Genomic DNA, 18,903 nt, shown 5'->3' on the forward strand with positions numbered 1-18,903 from the left:
TCTTCGCTCCTGGTCTCCTACCGCTATCTGCCGATGAAGATGGCCACCCACCCGTGGCTGTTCGGACCGCTGCTCCTCCTGGCGATGGCCTCGGTCATCCACGTCTACATGCGCACCACCAGGCTGTGGGAGCCGAAGGCGGCGCCGGCGCCACGGCCCGAACCGCAACCCGAGCTGGTGTGAATCAGGCGGCGCCACCCGCGCCGCTCTGCTGACGGCTAAGACCGGCCTGGCCGGGCCGGTGTGATCACTACAGTCCCGTCTCATGACGACGACGACCGTCACCACACGCACGGTGGAATACCCGGCCGACGGCCTGACGATGATCGGGCACCTCGCGCTCCCCGCCGGTACCGACCGCCGGCCCGCGGTCCTGCTCGGGCCAGAGGGCATGGGGCTCAGCGGCGTCGAGCGCCGCCGGGCCGATGCTCTCGCCGAGCTGGGATACGTAGCGCTGGCCTTCGACCTGCACGGCGGGCGCTATGTGGGCGACCCCGAGGAGATGCTGGCCCGTTGCATGCCGCTGCTCGCCGACCCCGACCGGATGCGGGGCATCGGCCACGCGGCACTCGATGTGCTGCGCGCCGAACCGCGGACCGACCCCGACCGGATCGCCGCCATCGGCTACGGCACCGGGGGAGCGATCGCGCTGGAACTCGGGCGCGACGGGGTCGACCTGCGGGCGATCGGCACGGTCAACGCGCTGACCACGGGCCGACCGGGCGAGGCCGAGCGCATTCGCTGCCCGGTGTGGGCCGGGGTCGGCTCGGAGGACCCGATCATGCCGCCCGCGCAACGGGACGCCTTCACCGCCGAGATGCAGGCCGCGGGCGTCGACTGGCGCCTCGTGGTCTACGGCGGGGCCCTGCACGCCTTCCACCACCCGACGGTCGACCACCCCACGGTCCCCGGCGTCGGCCACCACCCGCTCCACGCGCAGCGGGCCTGGCGCGACATCGTCGGCCTGCTCGCCGAGTGCCTGCCCGTGACGGAGTGACGGAGGGACGGAGGGAGAAGGACCCGGAGACTGAGCACCCGCCGGGGGCGTGATCAGGTCTGGGCCATGTCCACGAAGCGCGAGTAGTGCCCCTGGAAGGCGACCGTGATCGTGGCCGTCGGACCGTTACGGTGCTTGGCCACGATCAGGTCGGCCTCGCCCGCGCGCGGCGACTCTTTCTCGTACGCGTCCTCCCGGTGCAGCAGGATGACCATGTCGGCGTCCTGCTCGATGGAACCACTCTCACGCAGGTCGGAGACCATGGGCTTCTTGTCCGTGCGCTGCTCGGGACCACGGTTGAGCTGCGAGAGCGCGATGACCGGGAGCTCCAGCTCCTTGGCCAGCAGCTTGAGGTTTCGCGACATGTCCGAGACCTCCTGCTGACGGCTCTCGGGGCGCCGGGCGCCGCCGGACTGCATCAGCTGCAGATAGTCGATGACCACCAGCCGCAGATCGTTGCGCTGCTTGAGGCGGCGGCACTTGGCGCGGATCTCCATCATCGACAGGTTCGGGGAGTCGTCGATGTAGAGGGGGGCGGCGGAGACATCGGGCATCCGGCGGGCCAGCCGCGTCCAGTCCTCGTCCGTCATGCTCCCGGACCGCATGTGGTGCAGCGCCACCCGGGCCTCGGCGGACAGCAGTCGCATGGCGATCTCGTTGCGTCCCATCTCGAGCGAGAAGATGACGCTGGGCAGGTTGTTCTTGATCGAGCAGGCCCGCGCGAAGTCCAGGGCGAGGGTGGACTTGCCCATCGCGGGGCGGGCGGCGATGACGATCATCTGGCCGGGGTGCAGCCCGTTGGTCAGGGCGTCCAGGTCGGTGAAGCCGGTGGGCACGCCGGACATCTGGCCGCTGCGCGAGCCGATGGCCTCGATCTCGTCGAGCGCGCCCTCCATGATGTCGCCGAGCGGCAGATAGTCCTCGCTGGTGCGCTGCTCGGTGACGGCGTAGATCTCCGCCTGGGCGTTGTTGACGATCTCATCCACATCGCCGTCGGCCGCGTATCCCATCTGGGTGATGCGGGTGCCGGCCTCGACCAGGCGGCGCAGCACCGCGCGCTCATGGACGATCTCGGCGTAGTACTCGGCGTTGGCGGCGGTGGGGACCGACTGGACGAGGGTGTGGAGATACGAGGCGCCGCCGACGCGGGCGATCTCCCCGCGCTTGGTGAGCTCGGCGGCGACGGTGATCGGATCGGCCGGCTCCCCCTTGGCGTACAGGTCGAGGATGGCCTGGTAGACCGTCTCATGGGCGGGTCGGTAGAAGTCGTTGCCCTTGAGGACCTCGACGACGTCGGCGATGGCGTCCTTGGACAGCAGCATGCCGCCCAGCACCGACTGCTCGGCATCCAGGTCCTGGGGCGGCACCCGCTCGAAGCCCGCTCCGCCGGTCTCCTCCCAGGCCCCCGACTCACGCCCGCGCTCATGCTGCTCGTCGCGGCCGCGTCCGCCTTCGCCGCGGCGGAACCGGGGGGAGGGGAACCGGTCGACCGGGCCGGAGTCCGCCCAGGGGTCGTCCATGGGCTCGGGCATGCTCACCCCGCCACCTCCTCCCGTCCGCGGTGCGGACCTCGCCGCGCGTCTCTTTCTTACGCCACGGCTATGACAAACAGGGCGCCCGACTTCCGGTTCCGACGCGGCGGATTCGAGGGGAATCGAGGCCGGAACGGGCGGCGGGCGCCGGACCACGGTAGGCCCGTCTCCCCCCTCAGCCAACTTGGTTATCCACAGGGCTTGTGGATGATGGAGGCCAACCTGTGGAGAAGTCCCGCGATCCTGTGCACGGGGCGGGGGACAGTGCTGTGGACAAACACACAATCACCCCAGCCTTATGCCCCTGACCTGCGGCTTCTTCATCCAGGGGCTGTGCAGGAGAAAAACTTCGGCACCTGGATCAAGATCGCGACAAACGACGCAGAGGAGAGCGTCCCGTACCATCACATGTAAGGGATGCAAGCCAGTTGTGTCTCTTACCTGTGGAAGATTAGATTGCCCCCATGACTCTGGCCCCCGCGACCGAGCGGAACACCGCCCGGCGACACGATCGCGAGATCGTCGCGCTCGCCCTCCCCGCCTTCGGCGCACTGGTGGCGGAACCCCTCTTCGTCATGGCCGACAGCGCCGTCGTCGGCCATCTCGGCACCCCTCAGCTCGCCGGGCTCGGCGTCGCCGCCGCACTGCTCACCACCGCCGTCAACATCTTCGTCTTCCTCGCCTACGCCACCACGGCCGCCGTGGCCCGCCGGGTCGGCGCGGGCGACCTGGCCGGGGCGCTCCGCCAGGGGCTGGACGGCATCTGGCTCGCCCTCCTCCTCGGCGGCGCCGTCATCGCCGTCACCCTGCCCGCCGCCCCCGGGCTCATCGACCTCTTCGGCGCCTCGGACACCGCGGCCCCGCACGCCGTCACATATCTGCGCATCAGTTCGCTCGGCATCCCCGCGATGCTCATCGTGCTCGCCGCCACCGGCGTACTCCGCGGCCTCCAGGACACCCGGACCCCGCTGTACGTCGCCATCGGCGGCTTCGCCGCCAACGCCGCGCTGAACGCGGCCCTGGTCTACGGCGCCGGACTCGGCATCGCGGGCTCCGCCTGGGGCACGGTCATCGCCCAGTGCGCCATGGCCGCGGTCTATCTCACCGTCGTCGTACGAGGCGCCAGACGCCACGGCGCCACGCTGCGCCCCGACCCGGCCGGGATCCGGGCCTGCGCCCACGCCGGGGTGCCGCTGCTGGTCCGCACGCTGGCCCTGCGCACCGTCATGGTGATCGCGACCGCGGTGGCGGCCCGCCTCGGCGACGACGAGATCGCCGGCCACCAGATCGTTCTGTCCCTGTGGAACCTGCTGGCCTTCGCCCTGGACGCGATCGCCATCGCGGGCCAGGCGATCATCGGGAGATATCTGGGCGCGGGCGACGCCGAGGGGGCCCGCGCCGCCTGTCGCCGCATGGTCCAGTGGGGCATCGCCTCCGGGGTGGTGCTCGGCCTGCTGGTCGTCGCGGCCCGTCCGCTGTTCATCCCTCTGTTCACCTCGGACGCGGCGGTACGGGACACCCTGCTGCCCGCCCTGCTGGTGACGGCCGCCATCCAGCCGGTGGCCGGTGTCGTCTTCGTCCTGGACGGGGTGCTGATGGGCGCGGGCGACGGCGGCTATCTGGCCTGGGCGATGATCGTCACGCTCGCGGTCTTCGCCCCGGTCGCGATGCTGGTCCCCTCGCTCGGCGGCGGGCTGACGACCCTGTGGTGGACCATGGCGCTGATGATGACGGTCCGGCTGGCCACCCTGTGGCTGCGCGCCCGCTCGGGCCGCTGGCTCGTCACCGGCGCGGTGCGCGCCTGACCCCCGAACACACCTGAGGGCCGCGACCCCGGCGTGGGTCGCGGCCCTCAGTCATGTCGTGCAGGTCGTGCCGACGTGTCGTGCCGAAGGCAGCGATCAGGCGGCGATGACCTCGACGCCCACCTTGGCGGCAACCTCGGCGTGCAGACGCACCGACACCTGGTGCGCGCCCAGGGTCTTGATCGGGGCGGCCACCTCGATGCGGCGCTTGTCCACCTCCGGGCCACCCGCGTCCTTGATCGCCGAGGCGATGTCGGCCGGGGTGACGGAGCCGAACAGACGGCCGGCGTCGCCGGCGCGGGTCTTCAGCCGCACCTTGACGCCCTCGAGCTGCGCCTTGACCTCGTTGGCCTGCTCGATCGTGGCGATCTCGCGGATGCGACGACCGCGGCGGATCTGCTCGACGTCCTTCTCGCCGCCCTTGGTCCAGCGGATCGCCAGACCACGCGGAACCAGGTAGTTACGGGCGTAACCGTCCTTGACGTCCACGACGTCACCGGCGGTGCCGAGGCCGGAGACCTCGTGGGTGAGGATGATCTTCATGAATCGGTCACCCTTCCCTTATCGCGCGGTGGAGGTGTAGGGCAGCAGCGCCATCTCACGGCTGTTCTTCACGGCCGTGGCGACGTCACGCTGGTGCTGGGTGCAGTTGCCGGTGACCCGGCGGGCACGGATCTTGCCGCGGTCGGAAATGAACTTCCGCAGCAGGTTCGTGTCCTTGTAGTCGACGTAGGAGATCTTCTCCTTACAGAACACGCAAACCTTCTTCTTAGGCTTGCGAGCAGGCGGCTTCGCCATTGTCTCTCTCCAGTGTGATCAAGAAGTTTGTGCTGGTCGCCCTGACCAGACCGGGCGCTGTTTCACGTGAAACAGCGCATCCGGCTAGAAGGGCGGCTCGTCCGAGTAGCCGCCGGAGTTGCCGGAGCCGCCGCCCCAGCCACCGCCGCCGCCCTGACCGCCGGCCGGGGCGCTGCTCGCCCACGGGTCGTCGGCCGGAGCGCCGCCCTGCTGGCCGCCGCCGGGGCCGCCGCCCCAGCCGCCGCCACCCTGACCGCCGCCCTGGCCACCGCCGTATCCGCCCTGGCCGCCGCGGCCGGCGGTCTTGGTGACCTTCGCCGTGGCGTTGCGCAGGCTGGCACCGACCTCGTCGACGTCCAGCTCATAGACCGTGCGCTTGACCCCCTCGCGGTCCTCGTAGGACCGCTGCTTCAGCCGGCCCTGCACGATGACGCGCATGCCGCGCTGGAGCGACTCGGCGACGTTCTCCGCGGCCTGCCGCCACACCGAGCACGTGAGGAAGAGGCTCTCGCCGTCCTTCCACTCGTTGGTCTGCCGGTCGAAGGTACGGGGAGTGGACGCGACACGGAACTTCGCGACCGCCGCACCGGACGGGGTGAAGCGCAGCTCGGGGTCGTCGACGAGATTGCCGACGACCGTGATGACGGTCTCGCCTGCCATTGGGGGAACCTCTCGGCGGGTACTGCTGGGCTGCTTGCTACTCGTTGCGATTCGGCCCGATGACCGCTGAGCGCTTACGCGGTCAGTGGGTCTCGGGACGGAGGACCTTGGTCCGGAGGACCGACTCGTTCAGGTTCAGCTGGCGGTCGAGCTCCTTGACGACCGCGGGCTCGGCCTGCAGGTCGATGACCGAGTAGATGCCCTCGGGCTTCTTCTTGATCTCGTACGAGAGACGACGACGGCCCCAGGTGTCGACCTTCTCCACCTTGCCGTTGCCCTCGCGGACGACGGAAAGGAAGTTCTCGATCAGCGGGGAGACAGCGCGCTCCTCGAGATCGGGGTCGAGGATGACCATCACCTCGTAGTGACGCATGTGGAACCCACCTCCTTTGGACTCAGCGGCCACGGTCGATCCGTGGCAGGAGGGTCGTGATGCGTACCGCACCGGTGTCTGAGCAGACACCACTGCGGACGGTACACACTACCCGCCGACTGCCGCCGGGTTGAAATCCGGGCGTCTCTCGCCGCAATCTGTACACATCGGGTGTGAGCGGCGTTACAGTTTCGCCGCTTTGCCATATGTGCTCTCCCCGGAGGTACCCCATGGCACAGGCAGCACGACCGCACCGCGGCCTCCTCTCCTTCCTCGACACCGACGGCAAGGCGCATCCCGTCGAGAACCGCTTCGCCGCGGCGACCCTGCTGATCGGCGTCATCGCCTTCATCACCGCCCATTTCCCCGGCCTGCACCTGGTCAGCTCGTGGACGGGCCTGGTGGGCATCGTCACCGGCCTGTGGGGACAGCTGATCTCCGCGACCACCGGTGAGCGCTTCCTGCTGATCATCGGGCTCGGCGCGGCCGGCGTCGGCTTCTATCTCGGCATGGCGCACGGCGGCCTGTTCGGCGGCGTCCTGGGCTGAACTCCGGCCCGGCCCATTGCCCCCGGGCCCAAACGGGGCATGTCCTTGGCGCAGTAGGCTTCGGCGCGAGAGCCGGAGCCCCGACCATGGGGACAAACCTGCCGAGGAGCGCCCCGCATGAGCCTGACCCTGAGGACGATCAGCCGAGAGCAGCATCTGGCGTACATCCAGAGCCTGCCCGCGGCCAGCCACATGCAGGTCCCGGCATGGGCGGACGTCAAGAAGGAGTGGCGCTCGGAGAGCCTCGGCTGGTTCGACGCGACCGGCCAGCTGGTCGGCGTGGGCCTCGTCCTCTACCGGCAGCTCCCCAAGATCAAGCGCTATCTCGCGTACCTCCCCGAGGGCCCGGTCATCAACTGGTACTCGCCCCACCTCGAGGACTGGCTGCGCCCGATGCTCGCGCACCTCAAGCAGCAGGGCGCCTTCTCCGTGAAGATGGGCCCGCCGGTCATCATCCGCCGCTGGGACGCCGCCGCGATCAAGGCCGGCATCCAGAACCCGGATGTGAAGCGGCTGCGCGACATCGAGGCGACCTTCATCGAGCCACGCGCCTTCGAGGTCGCCGACCGGCTGCGCCGCATGGGCTGGCAGCAGGGCGAGGACGGCGGGGCCGGCTTCGGCGACGTCCAGCCGCGGTACGTCTTCCAGGTGCCCCTGGAGAACCGCTCGCTGGAGGACGTCCACAAGGGCTTCAACCAGCTGTGGCGGCGCAACATCAAGAAGGCCGAGAAGGCCGGCGTCGAGGTCGTCCAGGGCCAGTACGAGCACCTGGCCGAGTGGCAGCGGCTGTACGAGATCACCGCGGAGCGCGACCACTTCCGGCCCCGCCCGCTCAGCTACTTCCAGCGGATGTGGCAGGCCCTCAACACCGAGGACCCCAACCGGATGCGGCTGTACTTCGCCATCCACGAGGGCGAGGCCGTCGCCGCCGCCACCATGCTGATCGTCGGCGGCCACGTCTGGTACTCCTACGGCGCCTCCGCCAACCACAAGCGCGAGGTCAGGCCCTCGAACGCGATGCAGTGGCGGATGCTGCGCGACGCCTACGCGCTCGGCGCGACCGTCTACGACCTGCGGGGCATCAGCGACTCGCTGGACGAGAACGACCACCTCTTCGGCCTCATCCAGTTCAAGGTGGGCACCGGCGGCCAGGCCGCCGAATACCTCGGCGAGTGGGACTTCCCCCTCAACAAGCTGCTGCACAAGGCGCTGGACATCTACATGTCCCGCCGCTGACTTCCCCGAATTCTTGACTCTCCACCTACGCTGCATACCTTCAATACACCGCGGCAACGAGAAAGGTTCCGGGACCGGCCAATGGCGCTCACCCTCTATGTCGACACCGCGCGCTGGCGGGCACACCAGCAGTTGGTGATTCAGCAGTTCCCCGGCATAGTCCCGGTCTGCAAGGGCAACGGCTACGGCTTCGGCCACGAGCGGCTGGCCGAGGAGGCCGCCCGCATCGGAGCCGACATCCTGGCGGTGGGGACCACCTACGAGGCCGCCCGGATGAAGGACTTCTTCAGCGGTGACCTGCTGGTGCTCACCCCCTTCCGCCGGGGCGAGGAACCCGTGCCGCTGCCGGACCGGGTGATCCGCTCGGTGTCGTCGGTCGACGGTGTGTACGGCCTGGTGAACGCGCGCGTGGTCATCGAGGTCATGAGCAGCATGAAGCGCCACGGCGTCGCCGAGGAGGACCTCCCCAAGCTGCACGCCGCGATAGAGAACGTCCGGCTGGAGGGCTTCGCCATCCACCTCCCCCTGGACCGCACCGACGGGCTGGACGCGGTCGAGGAGGTCATCGCCTGGATGGACCGGCTGCGCGCCGCCCGGCTGCCGCTGCACACGATGTTCGTCAGCCACCTCAAGTCCGAGGAGCTGGCCCGCCTGCAGCAGCAGTTCCCGCAGACCCGGTTCCGCGCGCGCATCGGCACCCGGCTGTGGCTGGGGGACCACGACGCGACCCAGTACCGGGGCTCGGTGCTCGATGTCACCCGGGTCGCCAAGGGCGACCGCTTCGGCTACCGCCAGCAGAAGGCCGCCTCCGACGGCCATCTGGTGGTCGTGGCCGGCGGCACCTCCCACGGCGTCGGCCTGGAGGCCCCCAAGGCCCTGCACGGTGTGATGCCGCGCGCCAAGGGCGTCGCCCGCGCCGGGCTCGCGACCGTCAACCGCAACCTGTCGCCGTTCGTCTGGGCGGGCAAGCAGCGCTGGTTCGCCGAGCCGCCGCACATGCAGGTGTCCATCCTGTTCGTGCCGGGCGACGTCGCGCCCCCGCAGGTGGGCGACGAGCTGGTGGCCCATCTGCGGCACACCACGACGCAGTTCGACCGGCTGGTCGACCGCTGAGTCACCGGGCCGGAAAGGGCCCGAGGCCGCGACCTTCCGGATCCGGTGGTCGCGGCCTCGGGCCCTTCGCCGTTATCGGGCGCCGGCGGAAGCTCACTCGGGTCTGACGCCCCACTCCACCCGCGCCGTCCCTTCGTACGCCGCCGCGCGCCGCGCCTCGCCCAGGACGAACGCGTCGGGGGCCCGGTCCAGCACGCCGCCCGACGGGTCGTCCGAGCCGTCCCGGCGCACCACGTCCCGCTCGGGCATCAGCACGTCCCGCAGGACCAGCGCGCACAGGTACAGCGTCCCCAGCACATGGACGATCACCGCCAGCTGGTACCCCTCCGGCGGCAGCCCGCGGTGCTTGTCACCGCTGCCCGTGTACGCGAGATACATCCAGATGCCGAGGAAATACATCACCTCGCACGCCTGCCACACCAGGAAGTCGCGCCACCGCGGCCGGGCCAGGGCCGCCAGCGGGATCAACCACAGCACGTACTGCGGCGAGTACACCTTGTTGGTGACCACGAAGGCGGCGACGAGCAGGAAGGCGATCTGCGCCAGGCGGGGGCGCCGCGGCGCGCACAGGACGAGCGCGGCGATGCCGGCGCAGGCCAGCAGCATCAGCAGCGTGGCGTACGTGTTGACGTTGTCGAGGGGGTCGCCGCTGCGCTGGGAGACCACCAGCCACAGGGAGCCGAAGTCGACGGGCCGGTCCCTGCTGAAGGTGTAGAAGGCGAGCCAGCCCTCGCGGAGGTGGAGACCCCCGCGGCTGCTGATCATGACCGGCACGTTCACCACCAGCCAGGCCGCCAGCGCCCCGCCCAGCGCCGTCCCGAAGGCGCGCAGCCGGCCGGCCCGCAGACACAGCACCAGCAGCGCGCCGAGCAGCAGCACCGGATAGAACTTCGCTGCCGTCGCGAGACCCAGCAGGACCCCGGCCGCCAGCGGGCGGCTGCGCGACCACATCAGTATCCCGGCGGACGTGAGCGCGACCGCGAAGAGATCCCAGTTCACGGTCGCGGTCAGGGCCAGGGCGGGGGCGAGGGCGACGAGCAGGGCGTCCCAGGGGCGGCGGCGGTGCGTACGCGAGACACAGACGGCGATGACGACGGCGCAGACCATCAGCATGCCCGCGTTGACCATCCAGTAGATCTGCTCCTGGTGCTGGACCGACCCGCTGTGCGGGGTGAGCCGGGAGGCGACCTCCATGAACAGACCGGTGAGGACCGGATACTCCAGGTAGTCCATTCCGTCCGCGGCGCCCGGTATGCGGTGGAAGTACGGAACGACGTTCTCCGCGAATCCGCGGCCCGCGTACAGGTGCGGGATGTCCGAGTAGCAGGCGTGGGTGTACTGGGCGGTGGCGCCGTAGAACCAGCCGCCGTTGTAGCAGGGCACCTTCTGCACCATGCCCAGCGCGAACATCCCGATGACGACGAGCGCGATGATCCGCACCGGTGTCCACCAGCTCGTCCCGAGCAGCGCACGGCGCCCGGCGGGCCCGCCGATCAGCTCGCTGCCGGCCGCGGCCACCGCGTCCTCGGCGGTCGGCCGTACGGGCTCGGCCTCTCGGTTGCTGCGTCGCACGCTCGTCATGGCCCCATCCTGCCGTACGAGCGGGGCAGGGGCCGTGAGGCCCGCCCCAGGGCCCCGGACGGCCGTCGGAGGGGCTGGGAGGCCCATGAGGCGGGAAAGGCGCCGTGCGGGGCCCACAAGCACCGAGAACGGCGGCGGCCGCGCCGGAGCGGGTGACGCTCCGGCGCGGCCGCCGTGAGGGGGAGGGCGGGGCGCTCGCCGACGGGCTCCGCAGCCCGGGCTAGCCGTTGCCCCCGAACCAGCCGCCGCCGTCGGCCGGCTGCTCCGTGGTCGGCGTACTGGTGCCGCCGCCTGGGCCGCCTCCCCCGTTGCCGTTGCCTCCTCCGTTGCCGTTGCCCCCGCCGTCGTTACCGCCGTTGCCCCCGCCGTTGTCGTTGCAGTTGATGTCCAGCGGGTCGCAGGTGTCCGTCGAGGACGGGGTGGTGGACGGGGTCTCCGAGGTCGGCGTCTCGGAAGGCGACTCCGAGGTCGGCGTCTCGGTAGGCGTCTTCGAGGGCGGCGTGGAAGGCGGCTGGGTGGTCGGGCTCGCGCCGTCCCCGAAGATCTCCTTGCCGATGGGGCCGGGCTTCGGGAAGTCCTTGACCTCCTTGTCCTTCATCGCCGCGCGCATGTAGTCGGCCCAGATCTCGGCCGGGAACGAGGCTCCGTGGATCGACGCGTTCGGTCGACCGGTGCCGACGCCGCGCATGGAGAGGAACTCCTGCTTCTTGGCCTTGTCGTCGACCCGCCACATGCCGATCGCCGTGGACAGCTGCGGGGTGTAGCCGGAGAACCAGGCCGACTTGTTCTCATCGGTGGTACCGGTCTTGCCCGCGGCGGGACGGCCGATCTGCGCCGAGGTTCCGGTGCCGTGCTCCACCACGTTCTTCAGGACGTCGGTGACGTTGTCCGCCACGGCCGCGTCGAACGCCTGCCTGAGCTTGGCGTCGTGCTTGTGGTCGTATTTGGTCTCGCCCTTCCGCTCCACCGTCTCGACCGAGTAGGGGTCGGCCTGCTTGCCGCTGGCCGCGAAGGTCGCGTAAGCCCCGGCGAGCCGGATGGCACTGGGCGCGGAGGTGCCCAGAGAGAACGTCGGGGTGATGGATGCCATCTGGTCCTTGCTGAGGCCCGCGTCGATCGCCGCCTGCTGCACCTTTTCCAAGCCGACGTCCATGCCGAGTTGGATGTACGGGGTGTTCACCGAGAACTGCATCGCGGTACGGAGGGTGATCTTGCCCCGGTTCTCGTCACCGTCGTTCCGCTGGTGCCATTCCTTGCCGTCCTTGTCGTGCCAGACGGCCCCCTTGTAGTCCCGCAGCGTCAGTTTGTTGTCGCCGTTGTAGACGCTCTTGGGGGAGACGCGGGTGCGCATCGAGGCGGGCTGGTCGGGGGGACCGGTCTTGTCGAGGACACCGTCCCTCATGGCGGCGGCCAGCACGAAGGGCTTGAAGGTCGAGCCCACCTGGACACCGGTGTAGTCGGCGTTGTTCCGGTAGTGCTCCAGGGCGTTCTTACCGCCGTAGATGGCGACGATCTTGCCCGTCCTGGGTTCCACCGAGGCGCCGCCGAACTGCACGTACTTGTCATACTTAGGCCGCAGTTTCGGGTTGATGTTCTCCTTGCTCACCTTCTTGACGGCCGCCTCGAGCTGGTTCATCTTCTCCCGGTCGAAGGTGGTCCGGATCTGGTAGCCACCCCTGTCCAGCATCGCCTTGGTGATGTTGGTGTGCGCGATGATGTAGTTGTCGGCGAGATCGGTGAGGTAGCCGATCTGACCTTCCTTGTTCGTCGCGATCTTCGGCTCCCGGGGCGCCGGGAAGCCCTTGTCGATCTGCTGCTGGCTCTTGGCCTTGGACATCCTCCCCACCTCGGCCTCACGCTTGAGGATCCACGCCCAGCGCAGCTTCGCCCGCTTGGTGTTCGCCGTCCTGCTGGCGGCGGCACCGTAGCCCCCTGCCGGGTCGTAGAGGTTGGGGCCGTTGAGGGTCGCGGCGAGGAAGGCGCTCTGGCTCGCGTCCAGGTCCTTGCAGTCCTTGTCGTAGTACGCGCGGGCCGCCGCCTGACAGCCGTAGGCGCCACGCCCGTAGTACGCGGTGTTCAGATAGCCGGCGAGGATCTCGCCCTTGCTCTTGGTCGCGCCGACCTTTATGGAGATGAACAACTCCTTGACCTTGCGCGTGACCGTCTGCGACTGGTCGAGGTAGGTGTTCTTCACGAACTGCTGGGTGATGGTGGAACCGCTCTGCGTCGCCCCGCCCTTGGCCATGTTCACGACGGCGCGTGCGATACCCATCGGGTCGACGCCCGGGTCGTCGTAGAAGCTGGCGTTCTCCGCGGAGATCACCGCGTTCTGCATTTCCTTGGGGATCTCGCTCAGCGGCACGATCTGGCGGTTGTATTCACCCTTGCCGGAGACCACCATCTGCTTGCCGTCGGCCCAGTAGTAGACGTTCTTCTCGACCTGGGAGGCGGCCTGCGCGGTGGGCACCTCCACCAGCCACAGCCCGATGCCCACGGCGCCGACGAGCATCGCGAAGAAGAAGAGGAAGGTCCCGGTCACCAGCTTCCAGGACGGGACCCAACGCCGGAAGCCGGCCTTGCCGGCGCGCGGGTAGTCGATGAAGCGCTTCTTTTTGGGTCGGCCGTCACCGCCCCCGCCACGCCCCCGGCCACCGCCGGCGGCACGCCGACCGCCGCCGTGGCCCCCGCGGCCCGCGCCCCCGGCGTCGGGATCGGCGCCTCGTCGGCGACTGCCGCCGCGCTGTGCGGCGCGCCGGGCTTCGGCCCGGCCGCCGTAGGGACGCTCCTCCCCGTGCGGGGCGGATTCCGACCCGGTGGTGCTTCGCGGCTGGGCCGCGCGGCGTCCTGAAGACTGCTGCGCGGCGCGCCGGGCCGCTGCTCGTCCGCCGCCCTGTGACTGTGGCGGCTTGCGACGGTGCTCGCTCATGGAACGACTACTCCTCGGGCAGGCGCTATCGCCTGAAAGCGGCAGGTGGCTTTCGGTCCCCCCGATGTGCGCGCGGGCCGCTGGTGGGTACCGGGCGCACTGCATCCAGGACGAGGACGCCTGACGGCCTCGCTTGGTTCCCAGTGCTGTGCATGGCGAACAGAGTACGCACGGTCAAAACCCGCCCAGTCATGATCTTCACTCCATAACAGTCAGTTCGCGTCCCGCGAATTGATGATGTGACGCCGTTCACCATGGCCCCCCTTGTCCCATCAGGATCACGGTTCTATCGTCTGGATGTATCGAGCCGATACATCAGCTCGGCATAAGGACCCAGGAGACAGGGGAGGCGGCGTATGGGAAGACGCTCGGGCATCCTTGAGTTCGCCGTCCTGGGCCTGCTCCGCGAGTCCCCGATGCACGGCTATGAGCTGCGGAAACGCCTCAACACCTCGCTAGGGGTGTTCCGTGCGTTCAGCTACGGCAGCCTCTACCCCTGCCTCAAGACGCTGGTCGCCAACGGCTGGCTGATCGAGGAACCCGGCAGCGCCCCCGAGGAAGCTCTCGCGGCGACGCTCGCCGGCCGCCGGGCGAAGATCGTCTACAGATTGACGGCGGAAGGGAAGGAGCGCTTCGAGGAGTTGCTCGCCCACACCGGCCCGGACGCGTGGGAGGACGAGCACTTCGGCGTGCGCTTCGCCTTCTTCGGGCAGACGTCGCGGGATGTGCGGATGCGGGTGCTGGAGGGGCGTCGCAGCCGCCTCGAGGAGCGCCTGGAGAAGATGCGCGCTTCTCTCGCCCGCACCCGTGAGCGGCTCGACGACTACACCCTCGAGCTGCAGCGGCACGGCATGGAGTCGGTGGAACGTGAAGTCCGCTGGCTCAACGAGCTGATTGAGAGCGAGCGGGCCGGGCGCGACCAGCGCGGCGGCCCCGCGGACCAGGATCGGCCGCAGGAGCAGGAGCAGGGCCGGTCCCCCGAGCGGGACCAGTCCCCACCGCAGGACCAGTCAGGAGATACGGACGGCCTGCCCCGGCACCGGGGTGGTTCCCGGCCGGATCCGTCCGATGACACCGCCAAGTGAAGCCCCGCACCCGCAGGGCTTCGTCGAGTACACACAGGGAGCAACCGGAATGGGTTCGGTTCGCGTAGCCATCGTCGGCGTGGGCAACTGCGCCGCCTCGCTGGTGCAGGGCGTCGAGTACTACAAGGACGCCGACCCCGGCACCCGCGTGCCGGGTCTGATGCACGTGCAGTTCGGCGACTACCACGTGCGGGACGTGGAGTTCGTGGCCGCGTTCGACGTGGACGCCAAGAAGGTCGGCCTCGACCTCGCCGACGCGATCGGCGCCAGCGAGAACAACACCATCAAGATCTGCGACGTGCCCTCGACCGGCGTCACGGTCCAGCGCGGCCACACCCTCGACGGCCTGGGCAAGTACTACCGCCAGACGATCGACGAGTCCGAGGAGACCCCGGTCGACGTCGTCCAGGTCCTCAAGGACAAGCAGGTCGACGTCCTGGTCTGCTACCTCCCCGTGGGTTCCGAGGACGCCGCCAAGTTCTACGCCCAGTGCGCCATCGACGCCAAGGTCGCCTTCGTCAACGCGCTCCCGGTCTTCATCGCCGGCACCAAGGAGTGGGCGGACAAGTTCACCGAGGCCGGGGTGCCGATCGTCGGTGACGACATCAAGTCGCAGGTCGGTGCCACGATCACGCACCGCGTGCTGACGAAGCTGTTCGAGGACCGCGGTGTGGTCCTGGACCGCACCATGCAGCTGAACGTCGGCGGCAACATGGACTTCAAGAACATGCTCGAGCGTGAGCGCCTGGAGTCCAAGAAGATCTCCAAGACCCAGGCCGTCACCTCCCAGATCACCGACCGTGAGCTGGGCGAGGACAACGTCCACATCGGCCCGTCGGACTTCGTGGCCTGGCTGGACGACCGCAAGTGGGCCTACGTCCGGCTGGAGGGCCGCGCGTTCGGTGACGTCCCGCTGAACCTGGAGTACAAGCTCGAGGTGTGGGACTCCCCGAACTCGGCGGGCGTCATCATCGACGCGCTGCGCGCCGCGAAGATCGCCAAGGACCGCGGCATCGGCGGCCCGATCCTCTCCGCCTCCTCGTACTTCATGAAGTCGCCGCCGGTCCAGTACTTCGACGACGAGGCGCGGGTGAACGTGGAGAAGTTCATCCGGGGTGAAGTCGAGCGCTAGCGAGACACAGCGCTGCGCGCTAGCGAGACACAACGCTTAGCGAGACACAACGCTGCGCGCTAGCTGGACACGGCGCTACGCCGGGCGCCGCAGAGCACGGCTTGATCACGGGCCTCCGGGGTAATCCCCCTGGAGGCCCGTGTCGTGTGTGAGGCTGACGCCATGCCCGTTGTGCGTGATCTGCGCGTACTGCTCCAGCTGCGCGACTTCCGCCGCCTCCTGGCCGTTCGCCTGCTGTCCCAGTCGGCCGACGGCGTCTACCAGGTCGCGCTGGCCGCCCATGTGGTCTTCTCCCCGGAGAAGGAGACCTCGGCCGCAGCGATCGCCTCCGCCATGGCGGTCCTGCTGCTCCCCTACTCCCTGCTGGGCCCCTTCGCCGGGGTCCTGCTCGACCGGTGGCGCCGCCGCCAGGTCCTGCTCCACGGCAACGCCCTGCGCTGCGGACTGGCGGCGGGAACCGCGGTTCTGATCCTCGCGCAAGTTCCCGACTGGATCTTCTATGTCTCCGCCCTGTCGGTGACGGGCGTCAACCGCTTCGTCCTGGCCGGCCTCTCCGCCTCGCTGCCGCGGGTGGTCGACACCCAGGAGCGCTTGGTCATGGCCAACTCCCTGTCCCCGACGGCGGGAACGCTCGCGGCCACCGTCGGCGGCGCCCTGGCCCTCGTCCTGCGCATCGCGGTCCCGGACGGCTCCTCGTCCGACGCCGTCGTGGTCCTGACGGGTTCGGCGCTCTATCTCGGCGCCGCGACCGCGGCGCTGAGGATGCCACCCGGACTGCTGGGGCCCGAGCCCTCGGCGCTCCAACCCCACCTTCGCGCGGCCGTGTTGAGCACCGTGCGCGGCCTGACCGCGGGGCTGCGTCATCTGTGGGAGCGCCGGGCTCCCACGGTGGCTCTCGCGGCTATGACATCGATGCGCTTCTGCTACGGCGCGCTGACGGTGATGGTGTTGATGCTCTGCCGGTATGCGTGGGCCCGAACCGAGTCGGAGGGTCTGGCGCTCCTCGGACTCGCCGTGGCCGTCTCGGGCGCGGGCTTCTTCGCGGCGGCGGTGGTCACCCCGGGGGCGGTGGCCCGGCTGAGCCCCGCAACCCACCCGGACGGCCGGCTCCGCTGGATCGTGGTGTGTACGGCGGCCGCGACCGTGCTGGTGCCGGGGCTGGGGCTGTTCTTCGAGCCCGCTCCGATGCTCGCCGCCGCCTTCGTTCTCGGCCTCGTCACCCAGGGCGCCAAGATCGCCACCGACACCGTGGTGCAGTCCTCGATCGCCGATGACTTCCGCGGCCGGATCTTCTCCCTGTACGACGTGCTCTTCAACGTGGCCTTCGTAGCGGGAGCCGCGGTCGCGGCACTGGCCCTGCCCCCCGATGGCCGCTCGGCCGTCCTGGTGATCCTGGTGGCCGCGCTCTACGCGGCGACCGCCGTCGTCGTCTTGTTTCACGTGAAACATGGTCCGCGCGAGACCGCTCGGTCCGATGTTTCACGTGAAACCTGAGACGTCAGTCCTGAGGCTGCGCCGCCCACCACTCATGGAGGGCCGCGACGGCGGCCTCCCGCTCCATGGGGCCGTGCTCGAGCCGCAGTTCCAGGAGGTGCTTGTACGCCTTGCCGACCTTCGGGCCCGGCCCGATCCCGAGAATCTTCATGATCTCGTTGCCGTCCAGGTCCGGCCGGATCGCGTCCAGCTCCTCCTGCTCCTGCAGCCGGGCGATGCGCTCCTCCAGCCCGTCGTACGCACGCGACAGAGCGCCGGCCTTCTTCTTGTTCCGCGTGGTGCAGTCCGAGCGGGTCAGCTTGTGCAGCCGCTCCAGCAGCGGGCCCGCATCCCGTACGTAGCGCCGCACCGCCGAGTCCGTCCACTCGCCGGTGCCGTAGCCGTGGAAGCGCAGATGCAGCTCGACCAGGCGCGAGACGTCCTTGACCAGTTCATTGGAGTACTTGAGCTTGGTCATCCGCGACTTGGTCAGCTTGGCGCCCACCACCTCATGGTGGTGGAAGGAGACCCGACCGTCCTTCTCGAACCGGCGCGTCTTGGGCTTCCCGATGTCATGCAGCAGCGCCGCCAGCCGCAGCACCAGGTCGGGTCCGTCCTGTTCCAGGGCGATGGCCTGCTCCAGCACGGTCAGAGTGTGCTCGTACACATCCTTGTGCCGGTGGTGCTCATCACGCTCCAGGCGCAGCGCCGGAAGCTCCGGCAGAACATGCTCGGCGAGGCCGGTGTCGACGAGGAGCCGGAGCCCCTTCACGGGGCGGGCGCCCAGGATGAGCTTGTTGAGCTCGTCCCGTACCCGCTCGGCCGAGACGATCTCGATCCGGCCCGCCATCGCCTTCATCGCGGCGATCACGTCGGGCGCCACATCGAAGTCGAGCTGGGCCGCGAAGCGCGCGGCGCGCATCATCCGCAGCGGATCGTCGGAGAAGGAGTCCTCAGGGGTGCCGGGAGTGCGCAGCACTCGGGCGGCGAGGTCCTCGAGGCCGTGGTGCGGATCGATGAATTCCTTGCGCGGCAGCGCGACGGCCATGGCGTTGACGGTGAAGTCCCGACGGACCAGGTCCTCGTCGATGGAGTCGCCGTAGGAGACCTCGGGCTTCCGTGACGTACGGTCGTACGCCTCCGACCGATAAGTCGTGATTTCGATCTGGAAGCTCTGACTCGCCCCATCTCCGATCCGGCCCTCCTTGCGGCAGCCGACCGTGCCGAAGGCGATGCCGACCTCCCAGACCGCGTCGGCCCAGGGTCGGACGATCTTGAGCACATCGTCCGGCCGCGCGTCCGTGGTGAAGTCCAGATCGTTACCGAGACGGCCCAGCAGCGCGTCCCGTACCGATCCGCCGACCAGGGCAAGGCCGAACCCGGCCGCTTCGAAGCGGCGGGCGAGATCGTCGGCTACGGGAGACACCCGCAGAAGCTCGCCCACGGCGCGGCGCTGCACCTGGCTGAGCTCGTTGGTCGACTGCGGGTGGTGGCTGTCATTGTTGGCGTTCGGCACAACAGAACAGGGTACGTGTCCGCCCGCCCCGGGGCCTCCTCCGCGATCCGACGCATCGAACCGGTGACGATCTTGTGGAGCCCTCCACAGCACTTCGTCACAGCGGGCATCGTTACCATTTCGTGGAC

16 protein-coding genes and 1 pseudogene are annotated in these 18,903 nt (G+C 69.4%); 9 read left to right on the forward strand and 8 right to left on the reverse strand.

From position 1 onward, the window contains the following. Both BBH68_RS13150 and BBH68_RS13155 read left to right on the forward strand, forming a co-directional pair. Nucleotides 1–183 (forward strand): annotated as a pseudogene (locus BBH68_RS13150) (inositol phosphorylceramide synthase); the annotation flags it as partial. Nucleotides 184–265: 82 nt separating this feature from the next. Next, the gene (locus BBH68_RS13155; RefSeq protein ID WP_065961970.1) at nucleotides 266–997 is read left to right on the forward strand and encodes a dienelactone hydrolase family protein; all 732 of its coding nucleotides are present in this window, start codon (nucleotides 266–268) and stop codon (nucleotides 995–997) included. 53 nt (nucleotides 998–1,050) lie between these two features. Here the strand turns inward: BBH68_RS13155 and dnaB are convergent, their stop codons facing one another. After that, nucleotides 1,051–2,517, reverse strand: coding sequence for a replicative DNA helicase (dnaB, locus tag BBH68_RS13160; RefSeq protein WP_065962116.1), 1,467 nt, complete (start codon nucleotides 2,515–2,517; stop codon nucleotides 1,051–1,053). A 476-nt stretch (nucleotides 2,518–2,993) separates the two neighbouring features. On the opposite strand from dnaB, the gene BBH68_RS13165 reads away from it, so the two are divergent. Beyond that, nucleotides 2,994–4,334, forward strand: a complete 1,341-nt coding sequence (locus BBH68_RS13165; RefSeq protein ID WP_065961972.1) for an MATE family efflux transporter — start codon at nucleotides 2,994–2,996, stop codon at nucleotides 4,332–4,334. Between the two features lie 96 nt (nucleotides 4,335–4,430). On the opposite strand, the gene rplI is transcribed toward BBH68_RS13165, so the two are convergent. The 4 genes from rplI to rpsF form a co-directional block, all read right to left on the reverse strand. Further along, entirely contained in the window at nucleotides 4,431–4,877 is a 447-nt protein-coding gene (rplI, locus tag BBH68_RS13170) for a 50S ribosomal protein L9 (RefSeq protein ID WP_065961975.1), read from the reverse strand. A gap of 18 nt (nucleotides 4,878–4,895) precedes the next feature. Then, on the reverse strand, nucleotides 4,896–5,132 hold the full coding sequence (rpsR, locus tag BBH68_RS13175) for a 30S ribosomal protein S18 (RefSeq protein WP_003978893.1): 237 nt from the start codon (nucleotides 5,130–5,132) through the stop codon (nucleotides 4,896–4,898). Nucleotides 5,133–5,216: 84 nt separating this feature from the next. Beyond that, the gene (locus tag BBH68_RS13180; RefSeq protein ID WP_065961976.1) at nucleotides 5,217–5,792 is read right to left on the reverse strand and encodes a single-stranded DNA-binding protein; all 576 of its coding nucleotides are present in this window, start codon (nucleotides 5,790–5,792) and stop codon (nucleotides 5,217–5,219) included. An 82-nt stretch (nucleotides 5,793–5,874) separates the two neighbouring features. Further along, nucleotides 5,875–6,165, reverse strand: coding sequence for a 30S ribosomal protein S6 (gene rpsF, locus BBH68_RS13185; RefSeq protein ID WP_030827724.1), 291 nt, complete (start codon nucleotides 6,163–6,165; stop codon nucleotides 5,875–5,877). A gap of 230 nt (nucleotides 6,166–6,395) precedes the next feature. On the opposite strand from rpsF, the gene BBH68_RS13190 reads away from it, so the two are divergent. The 3 genes from BBH68_RS13190 (at nucleotide 6,396) to BBH68_RS13200 (ending at nucleotide 9,062) form a co-directional block, all read left to right on the forward strand. Continuing rightward, nucleotides 6,396–6,713 carry a hypothetical protein gene (locus tag BBH68_RS13190; RefSeq protein ID WP_065961978.1) on the forward strand — a complete coding sequence of 106 codons (318 nt, stop codon included), beginning with the start codon at nucleotides 6,396–6,398 and terminating at the stop codon, nucleotides 6,711–6,713. Nucleotides 6,714–6,830: 117 nt separating this feature from the next. Then, the gene (locus BBH68_RS13195; RefSeq protein ID WP_065961980.1) at nucleotides 6,831–7,949 is read left to right on the forward strand and encodes a lipid II:glycine glycyltransferase FemX; all 1,119 of its coding nucleotides are present in this window, start codon (nucleotides 6,831–6,833) and stop codon (nucleotides 7,947–7,949) included. Between the two features lie 81 nt (nucleotides 7,950–8,030). After that, on the forward strand, nucleotides 8,031–9,062 hold the full coding sequence (locus BBH68_RS13200; RefSeq protein ID WP_065961981.1) for an alanine racemase: 1,032 nt from the start codon (nucleotides 8,031–8,033) through the stop codon (nucleotides 9,060–9,062). A gap of 93 nt (nucleotides 9,063–9,155) precedes the next feature. Here the strand turns inward: BBH68_RS13200 and BBH68_RS13205 are convergent, their stop codons facing one another. Next, complete coding sequence (locus BBH68_RS13205; RefSeq protein ID WP_065961982.1) at nucleotides 9,156–10,643, reverse strand: glycosyltransferase family 87 protein; 1,488 nt, start codon at nucleotides 10,641–10,643, stop codon at nucleotides 9,156–9,158. A 220-nt stretch (nucleotides 10,644–10,863) separates the two neighbouring features. Next, nucleotides 10,864–13,569 (reverse strand): transglycosylase domain-containing protein, encoded by a 2,706-nt coding sequence (locus tag BBH68_RS13210; RefSeq protein ID WP_065961984.1) that lies wholly within the window; start codon nucleotides 13,567–13,569, stop codon nucleotides 10,864–10,866. Nucleotides 13,570–13,925: 356 nt separating this feature from the next. Between BBH68_RS13210 and BBH68_RS13215 the strand changes: the two genes are divergently transcribed. The 3 genes from BBH68_RS13215 (at nucleotide 13,926) to BBH68_RS13225 (ending at nucleotide 17,280) form a co-directional block, all read left to right on the forward strand. Then, a complete protein-coding gene (locus tag BBH68_RS13215; protein WP_065961985.1) occupies nucleotides 13,926–14,654 on the forward strand; it encodes a PadR family transcriptional regulator in 729 nt (242 codons plus the stop codon). 49 nt (nucleotides 14,655–14,703) lie between these two features. Then, on the forward strand, nucleotides 14,704–15,786 hold the full coding sequence (locus BBH68_RS13220; protein ID WP_065961988.1) for an inositol-3-phosphate synthase: 1,083 nt from the start codon (nucleotides 14,704–14,706) through the stop codon (nucleotides 15,784–15,786). Nucleotides 15,787–15,948: 162 nt separating this feature from the next. Beyond that, on the forward strand, nucleotides 15,949–17,280 hold the full coding sequence (locus BBH68_RS13225) for an MFS transporter (RefSeq protein WP_065961990.1): 1,332 nt from the start codon (nucleotides 15,949–15,951) through the stop codon (nucleotides 17,278–17,280). 4 nt (nucleotides 17,281–17,284) lie between these two features. Here BBH68_RS13225 and BBH68_RS13230 read toward each other — a convergent pair whose 3' ends face one another. Continuing rightward, entirely contained in the window at nucleotides 17,285–18,775 is a 1,491-nt protein-coding gene (locus tag BBH68_RS13230; RefSeq protein ID WP_065961991.1) for a CCA tRNA nucleotidyltransferase, read from the reverse strand. Nucleotides 18,776–18,903 lie beyond the last annotated feature (128 nt).

The organism is Streptomyces sparsogenes (assembly GCF_001704635.1).
In the GTDB taxonomy this organism is placed as follows: domain Bacteria; phylum Actinomycetota; class Actinomycetes; order Streptomycetales; family Streptomycetaceae; genus Streptomyces; species Streptomyces sparsogenes.

Bases quoted from the DNA above. Each gene is read 5' to 3' on its own strand.
- BBH68_RS13195 (WP_065961980.1), top strand. From the start codon at position 6,831: ATGAGCCTGACCCTGAGGACGATCAGCCGAGAGCAGCATCTGGCGTAC.
- BBH68_RS13155 (WP_065961970.1), top strand. From the start codon at position 266: ATGACGACGACGACCGTCACCACACGCACGGTGGAATACCCGGCCGAC.
- BBH68_RS13215 (WP_065961985.1), top strand. From the start codon at position 13,926: ATGGGAAGACGCTCGGGCATCCTTGAGTTCGCCGTCCTGGGCCTGCTC.
- rpsR (WP_003978893.1), bottom strand. From the start codon at position 5,132: ATGGCGAAGCCGCCTGCTCGCAAGCCTAAGAAGAAGGTTTGCGTGTTC.
- BBH68_RS13220 (WP_065961988.1), top strand. From the start codon at position 14,704: ATGGGTTCGGTTCGCGTAGCCATCGTCGGCGTGGGCAACTGCGCCGCC.
- BBH68_RS13225 (WP_065961990.1), top strand. From the start codon at position 15,949: ATGCCCGTTGTGCGTGATCTGCGCGTACTGCTCCAGCTGCGCGACTTC.
- rpsF (WP_030827724.1), bottom strand. From the start codon at position 6,165: ATGCGTCACTACGAGGTGATGGTCATCCTCGACCCCGATCTCGAGGAG.
- BBH68_RS13200 (WP_065961981.1), top strand. From the start codon at position 8,031: ATGGCGCTCACCCTCTATGTCGACACCGCGCGCTGGCGGGCACACCAG.
- rplI (WP_065961975.1), bottom strand. From the start codon at position 4,877: ATGAAGATCATCCTCACCCACGAGGTCTCCGGCCTCGGCACCGCCGGT.
- BBH68_RS13165 (WP_065961972.1), top strand. From the start codon at position 2,994: ATGACTCTGGCCCCCGCGACCGAGCGGAACACCGCCCGGCGACACGAT.
- dnaB (WP_065962116.1), bottom strand. From the start codon at position 2,517: ATGGACGACCCCTGGGCGGACTCCGGCCCGGTCGACCGGTTCCCCTCC.
- BBH68_RS13190 (WP_065961978.1), top strand. From the start codon at position 6,396: ATGGCACAGGCAGCACGACCGCACCGCGGCCTCCTCTCCTTCCTCGAC.
- BBH68_RS13210 (WP_065961984.1), bottom strand. From the start codon at position 13,569: ATGAGCGAGCACCGTCGCAAGCCGCCACAGTCACAGGGCGGCGGACGA.
- BBH68_RS13180 (WP_065961976.1), bottom strand. From the start codon at position 5,792: ATGGCAGGCGAGACCGTCATCACGGTCGTCGGCAATCTCGTCGACGAC.
- BBH68_RS13205 (WP_065961982.1), bottom strand. From the start codon at position 10,643: ATGACGAGCGTGCGACGCAGCAACCGAGAGGCCGAGCCCGTACGGCCG.